This is a genomic window from uncultured Jatrophihabitans sp. (genome assembly GCF_964246335.1).
In the GTDB taxonomy this organism is placed as follows: domain Bacteria; phylum Actinomycetota; class Actinomycetes; order Mycobacteriales; family Jatrophihabitantaceae; genus Jatrophihabitans.
In genome coordinates, this window is the sequence record NZ_CAXTQF010000106.1 from 1 (window position 1) to 6,704 (window position 6,704).

A 6,704-nucleotide genomic window follows, 5' to 3' on the forward strand; every position below is an offset into this window, starting at 1 on the left:
TGCCGGCGCCGTGGCCGCAGACGCTGGCAGCCATGACGCGCCGCGATCCCGCCGAACGGCCGACGGCGCAGCAGGTCGTGGACGTGTTCGGTCAGGGCGATGCCGCCGGCACGACGGCTGCGACCACCGTGTTCGCGCCGCCCGTCATGCCGGCGCCGGCAGCGCCGACCGCGGCCACCACCGCGATGCCGCCCGGCCCGATGCCCGGCCCGGTGCGGCGTGCGCCGGTCAGCGAGACGCGCGCGCTGCCGCCGGTCGTGCCGCCGGTCGTGGCTCCACCGGTGTCGCGCGGCGCCGCCGGTCCGCCGCCGCCGCGCCGACCGATCCCGACCATCGTGTGGCTGGCGCTTGCAGCGGTGGGCGTTCTGCTGATCGGCTTGTTGATCGTGCTGCTGGCGACGAACGGCAGCGACGGCGGCGCACCGACGCCGAGCCCGTCCACGTCGCCCACCCCGTCGACATCGCGCTCCAGCGCGCCGTCGAGCACGTCCAGCGGGCACAGCAGCTCCGCGCACCGGCACCGGTCCAGCTCGCACTCCACGAAGCCGTCGAGCACGGCTCCGTCGACTCCGCTCAGCAGCTCGACGTCGAGCAAGCCCGAGCCGCCCGGGCCGCCGACGCCGTCGGGGCCGGCCGGCAAGACGACGACGCCGCCGAAGCCCGGTGGCGCCGCCCCCGCCGTCACGCAGGCCCAGCGCAGGAAGAAGGGGCATCCGGGCCGCGGTCCGGGGCCCCGTCGAAGCGGTCCGTGAGCCCGCTTCAGTCCGTGAGCTCGGGAGGCGGCGCGAGGTTCGCCGACCACTTCTCCTCGATACGCCCGTAACGCCAGATCACCAGCGCGACGGCCCACGCGACGAAGAACAGCCCGACGATGGCGTAGCCCGCGTAGTCGAGCGGGATGCGGCCGATCATCGCGACGGGCCCGGATTCGATGTGCGCCTCGTCGGCGACGACGCCGAGCAGCTCGACGGTGCCGATCACCAACGCCACCGCGACCGAGATGGCCGTGATGGTGATGTTGTAGAACACCTTGCGTACGGGCTTCATGAACGCCCAGCCGTAGGCCGCGTTCATGAACACGCCGTCGACGGTGTCCATCAGGCACATGCCGGCCGCGAACAGGATCGGCAGCACGAGGATCGAGTAGAACGGCAGGTTGAACGCCGCCGCGCCGCCGGCCAGCACCAGCAATCCCACCTCGGTGGCGGTGTCGAAGCCGAGGCCGAACAACACCCCGACGGGGTAGATGTGCCACGCCTTGCGCACCGACTTCGTCAATCCGTTGAGGAATCGGTTCATCAGGCCGCGCTTGTTGAGGTGCTCTTCCAACTCGGCTTCGTCGAAGCGGCCCGAGCGCATGTCGCGGAACACCTTGACGATGCCGACCAGCACCGCGAGGTTGACGACGCCGAGGACCCAGAGGAACACCCCGGACACCGACGCCCCGATGACGCCGGTTGCGGAGTGCAGGCCGGAGTCGTCGTTCTCCACCTGTCCGGCCAGTGCCTTGACGCCGACCGAGAGCAGGAACGCGAGGGTGAACACGATGGTCGAATGCCCGAGGGAGAACCAGAAGCCGACGGACAGCGGTTTGCGCGGCGGCGTGTTGGGCGTGCCGGGCGTCCGCTCGGCCGCAGCGTTGTCGGCCAGCAGCTTGCGCGTCGTGTTGTCGACGGCGGCGATGTGGTCGGCGTCGAAGGCGTGCCGCAGCCCGAACGTGTAGGCGAGCACACCCACCCCGACGTTGAAGACCGGGTGGCCGCCACCGAGGTGGAAGTGGTGCGGCGCGACGAGCCCGAACAGGATGCCGAAGCCCAGCAGGTGCAGCACCACGACGAACCCCGCCATGCCGGCGAGTGACCGGCGGTCGGCGCGGGTCAGGCTGTCCTTGAAGCGGCGGTAGGTCGACCCGGCGGGGGAAACGTCGATCGCCACGCGTCGAACGTAACGCCGAGCGGCGCCTTATTGCAATGAGGTGGCAATAAGGTCAGCGCTGGTCGTCGTCGAGCGCGCGCCGGTACTTGGCCGCGGTGCGGCGCCGGCCCGGGATCTCGCGCTGCGCGTCGGTCCGCAGCTCCGCGACGAGGCGGTCGGCGAAGTCCTGCGCCGGTTCGCCGGGTTGCCGGCCACCGCCGGCCGGCAGATAGAAATCCACCGTCACCGACGGCCGCTTCGGCACTCGCACGACGTCCACCGAGCCGGTGGTGCGCACGCACACGACCGCAGCCTTGGGCACCGCCTCGGCCAGCCTGCTGATGCCCGTCCGGGCGCGGAGCTCACGGCCGAGCGAGCGGGTGGCCTCGGGGAAGACGCCTATGCAGGCGCCGGCGCGTAGTTCACGCTCCGCGGTCGCCATCGCCTCGGCGTTGCCGGCGCCGCGGTGCACCGGGATGTGGCCCATGCTGTTCATCAGCGACGCGACGAACCGGGTCTTCCAGAGCGTGGACTTCGCAAGTGCGCGCACCGGGCGCACCTGCCGGGCCGCCACGGCGATGGCGATCGGGTCCCAGTAGCTGTCGTGGTCCGCGACGAGCAGCACCGGGCCGTCGGGCGGCAGGCACTCGACGCCGGTGACGCGCAGCCGCGCCCAGCGCCGCATGATCGGGCCGCCGAGGAACAGTACGAACCGGTATGCGGGCGGCATCGCCGGTCGGTTCCCTGGCACCCGGCCATCATCGCGCACGGTCGGTCCCATGGCGTCGATAGAATCGAGGAGTCCGCCGCACTACCGCCGCCGGGCCGAACCACGTACACGGAGGAATCCCGGCTGATGGGTATCACTGGCACTCGCGCTGACCTGCGCAATGTCGCGATCGTCGCGCACGTCGACCACGGCAAGACCACCCTCGTCGACGCCATGCTCTGGCAGTCCGGGGCGTTCACCGAGCACCAGGCCGACACCGGCGACGTCGCGGAGCGCGTCATGGACTCCGGCGACCTCGAGCGCGAGAAGGGCATCACGATTCTCGCGAAGAACACCGCGGTGGAGCACGTGACGCCGGACGGCGAGCGCGTCACCATCAACATCATCGACACACCCGGACACGCGGACTTCGGCGGCGAGGTCGAGCGCGGGCTGTCGATGGTCGACGGCGTGCTGCTGCTCGTCGACGCGTCCGAGGGGCCGCTGCCGCAGACCCGCTTCGTCCTGCGCAAGGCGCTCGAGGCGAAGATGCCGGTGATCCTCGTGATCAACAAGGTGGACCGCCCCGACTCGCGGATCGCCGAGGTCGTCGACGAGGCGTACGAGCTGTTCCTGGATCTCGACGCCGACGAGAGCCAGATCGACTTCCCGATCGTCTACGCGTCGGCGAAGGCCGGCCGTGCGTCGCTGACCCGGCCGGGCGACGGCGAGCTGCCGGAGGAGAAGGATCTTGCGCCGCTCTTCGCGACCATCCTGGACGCGATCCCCGCTCCGACGTTCGACGAGGACGCGCCGCTGCAGGCGCACGTCACCAACCTCGACGCGTCGCCCTATCTCGGCCGGCTCGCGCTGTGCCGGGTGCACAACGGCACGATCCGCAAGGGCCAGCAGGCCGCGTGGTGCCGGGCGGACGGCTCGGTGCAGCGCGTCAAGATCACCGAGCTGCTGCTCACCCAGGCGCTCGACCGGGTGACGGCAGAATCCGCCGGGCCGGGCGACATCATCGCTGTCGCTGGCATCCCGGACATCACCATCGGCGAGACGCTGGCCGACCCCGACGACCCGCGGCCGCTGCCGGTCATCACCATCGACGAGCCGTCGATCTCGATGACGATCGGCATCAACACCTCGCCGCTGGCCGGCCGGTCCGGCGGTACGAAGTTGACCGCGCGTCAGGTGATCAACCGACTGGACGCCGAACTCGTCGGCAACGTGTCCATCCGGGTGCTGCCCACCGACCGCCCGGACACCTGGGAGGTGCAGGGCCGTGGCGAGCTCGCGCTCGCGGTGCTCGTGGAGGTGATGCGGCGCGAGGGCTTCGAGATCACCGTCGGCAAGCCGCAGGTCGTCACCCGCACCGTCGACGGCAAGATTTTCGAGCCGACCGAGCGGATGACCATCGACGTGCCCGCCGAGTACCAGGGCGTCGTCATCCAGCTGCTCGCGCTGCGCAAGGGGCGGCTGGCGCAGATGGTCGATCACGGCACCGGCTGGATCCGGATGGAGTACGTCGTGCCGGCGCGCGGGTTGATCGGCTTCCGCACGGAGTTCCTCACCGAGACGCGCGGCACCGGGCTGCTGCACCACGTGCACGAGAACTACGAGCCGTGGGCCGGGGACATCCGCACCCGGCCGAGCGGCTCGCTCGTCGCCGACCGTACTGGCGCCACCACCGGCTTCGCGCTGGCGAACCTGCAGGAGCGCGGCACGATGTTCGTCGGCCCGGGCACCGACGTCTACGAGGGCATGATCGTCGGCGAGAACTCACGCTCGGACGACATGGACGTCAACCCGACCAAGGAGAAGAAGCTGACCAACATGCGTCAGTCGTCGGGTGACGTGCTGATCCCGCTCATCCCGCACCGGATGCTGTCGCTGGAGCAGGCGCTGGAGTTCTGCCGCGACGACGAATGCGTCGAGGTCACGCCGAACACGGTGCGCATGCGCAAGGTGCTGCTCGCCCAGCAGGACCGCGAGAAGGCCCGCGCCCGCAACCGCTCACGCTGAGCGGGGTCGTCGCCGGCGCGCGCGACGGCGCAGGAGCCGGTCGGCCGGCACGTCCGCGACGATGAAGAGCAGGTAGCAGAAGTTCGCGTCGCTGTGCACCACCCAGGACATGCCGGCCACCAGGCCGGAGATCAGCAGCGCCATCACGCTGCGGGTGCGCCGGCGCAGCCGGTCGTCCGCCGACTCGACGCGGTCGTCGAGGCGGTTGCGGTGGATCTCCTCGCTCATCAGCAACAGCAGCACGCTGATGAACCCGATGTTGGCGGCGAACAGGGTGTTGGCCAGCGGATTGCCGTAGTTGCCGTTGAGGTACGTGGTCAGCGGCACGAGCGTGATGCCGAAGAGGAACACGAGCGTCAGGACCAGCATGCGCGCAGTGGCCCGCCGCACGGTGCGCATCATCCGGTGGTGGGTCATCCAGTACTGCGCGATCAGGTAGAACGCGAGCGCGAACGCGATGTACTGGGTCAGGTGCGTGTGCAGGAAGTGCGCGAGCTGCCGTGAGTTCGCGCTGAACGGCAGGTCGGGCTTGAGGTCGAGTGCGAGCAACGTCAGCGCGATCGCGACGACGCCGTCGGTGAGCACCGTCGCGCGTTCGGCGCCGGCCTCGAGCAGCTGGTCCTCATCGGCGGCGCTCTGCTTGGCGCCCCGGTCGTCGGCGCCCCGGTTGTCGACGTCGATGTCGTCGGGGTCCTGGCCGTCGATGTCGTGGTCGGGTGCCCGCATGCGCGCCATTCTGGCGTGTTGGTGTGCACCTCTGCCCGCAGATCCTCCGGTTTGCACCCGCGGCCGTCGCTATCGGTCCCCTATTGGGTGCAGGTAGCGACGGTTACGGGTGCAAACGGGTGTCGTGCGGCGCGACGCGCCAACGCCGTTGAGGTGATCCGTGGTGTGCGCCGCGCGCGAAAGCCGTGTCCAACCGTCGTGCGACCGGACCGAAGGCGAAGACGGCGGCCCAGTCCCACCGCACGACGATGAGCCCGGTGTCGGTCACCGCGATCTGTCGGCGCTTCTCGGCGGTCACCGTCGCGGCGTCGCTGTACTTCAGCTCGCCGTCGCACTCGCCGACGACACCGAACTCGTCCCAGTAGAAATCGACGCGCCCGACGAACTGGCCGTGCTCGTCGCGAATGACCGTCTGCAACGACGGCTTCGGGAGTCCGTGAGCGGCCATACACAGGCGGCTGAGGGACTCCAACGGCGATTCGGCAAGCCGATCAGCGCCCAACAGCGTCAAGCGCGCCGCCTTCCGCCCCGGCCAGGTCGCACATCGCTCGTATTCCGCCGCCAGCGCGTCTTCGTCCACCAGGCCACGGCGCAACGCGCAGTCAGCCGCGACGACGCCTGCCGACACCCCGTGCTCGCGGGCGATGTCCATGACGGTCCGCGCCGCCGTCGTGTATCGGAAGCCGCCATCGTCGACGACGTCGACGTCGATCAGCGTCGCACGGTGTAGATGCACATCCGCCAGCTCCCGCAACGCCGTGCCCGGCGGGACCGTGAGGCACGGTCGGCCCAGGCGTCCGTAGACAGGCAGATCAAGCGCGATCGCCGTCGGCCGGTGACTGATGACCGCTCTTGGGCACAGCAGTGCGGCCGCCTGCGCCGAGCGCAGATGCCGGAGCTCGAGGTCGCGGCGTGGGACGAGGACTCGCTGCGTTGCGATGCGCCCGTCCAGCAGGACGCCACGACGAACGCGGTGCAAGTCGCCGCACGCAAGAGCGTGGCGCAGTTGTGCTTCCGTCCAACCCGCTGCATACATCGACGCAGAGGCCGTGGGTCGGTCGGGCAATGGCGGGTGGCCGGTCTGTCGATTCGGTCTGCGGTGTGTCGGCGTGTTCACCCGGCAAAGGTCGCCGCTCGGCGTCTCGTCATGGCTCCGGCCGTCCACAGCCCGGGTGCCCGTCCACAATCCCGGTCTTCCGCTGGTTTGCACCCACGATAGTTGCTAACGGGGCTCGACGAGGTCGGGTGGCGACGGCAGCGGGTGCAAACGGCGCGCGACGGCGCAGTGAGCACACACGGGCGGGGAACTAGGGTCGGGGGGTGGTGC

6 protein-coding genes are annotated in these 6,704 nt (G+C 70.2%); 1 reads left to right on the forward strand and 5 read right to left on the reverse strand.

What is annotated here, in order from left to right:
• Window positions 1-91: 91 nt before the first annotated feature.
• From ACFFCN_RS18120 to ACFFCN_RS18130, 3 genes are all read right to left on the reverse strand, one after another.
• Window positions 92-685 carry a hypothetical protein gene (locus ACFFCN_RS18120; protein WP_375493942.1) on the reverse strand — a complete coding sequence of 198 codons (594 nt, stop codon included), beginning with the start codon at window positions 683-685 and terminating at the stop codon, window positions 92-94.
• Window positions 686-759: 74 nt separating this feature from the next.
• A complete protein-coding gene (locus ACFFCN_RS18125) occupies window positions 760-1,935 on the reverse strand; it encodes a HoxN/HupN/NixA family nickel/cobalt transporter (RefSeq protein ID WP_375493944.1) in 1,176 nt (391 codons plus the stop codon).
• Window positions 1,936-1,987: 52 nt separating this feature from the next.
• Window positions 1,988-2,644 carry a lysophospholipid acyltransferase family protein gene (locus tag ACFFCN_RS18130; RefSeq protein ID WP_375493946.1) on the reverse strand — a complete coding sequence of 219 codons (657 nt, stop codon included), beginning with the start codon at window positions 2,642-2,644 and terminating at the stop codon, window positions 1,988-1,990.
• 126 nt (window positions 2,645-2,770) lie between these two features.
• On the opposite strand from ACFFCN_RS18130, the gene typA reads away from it, so the two are divergent.
• Window positions 2,771-4,651, forward strand: coding sequence for a translational GTPase TypA (gene typA, locus ACFFCN_RS18135; protein ID WP_375493948.1), 1,881 nt, complete (start codon window positions 2,771-2,773; stop codon window positions 4,649-4,651).
• On the opposite strand, the gene ACFFCN_RS18140 is transcribed toward typA, so the two are convergent.
• Both ACFFCN_RS18140 and ACFFCN_RS18145 read right to left on the reverse strand, forming a co-directional pair.
• Window positions 4,643-5,377, reverse strand: a complete 735-nt coding sequence (locus ACFFCN_RS18140; protein ID WP_375493950.1) for a TMEM175 family protein — start codon at window positions 5,375-5,377, stop codon at window positions 4,643-4,645. The genes typA and ACFFCN_RS18140 overlap by 9 nt on opposite strands.
• A 103-nt stretch (window positions 5,378-5,480) precedes the next feature.
• Window positions 5,481-6,113, reverse strand: a complete 633-nt coding sequence (locus tag ACFFCN_RS18145; protein WP_375493951.1) for a hypothetical protein — start codon at window positions 6,111-6,113, stop codon at window positions 5,481-5,483.
• Window positions 6,114-6,704: the final 591 nt, after the last annotated feature.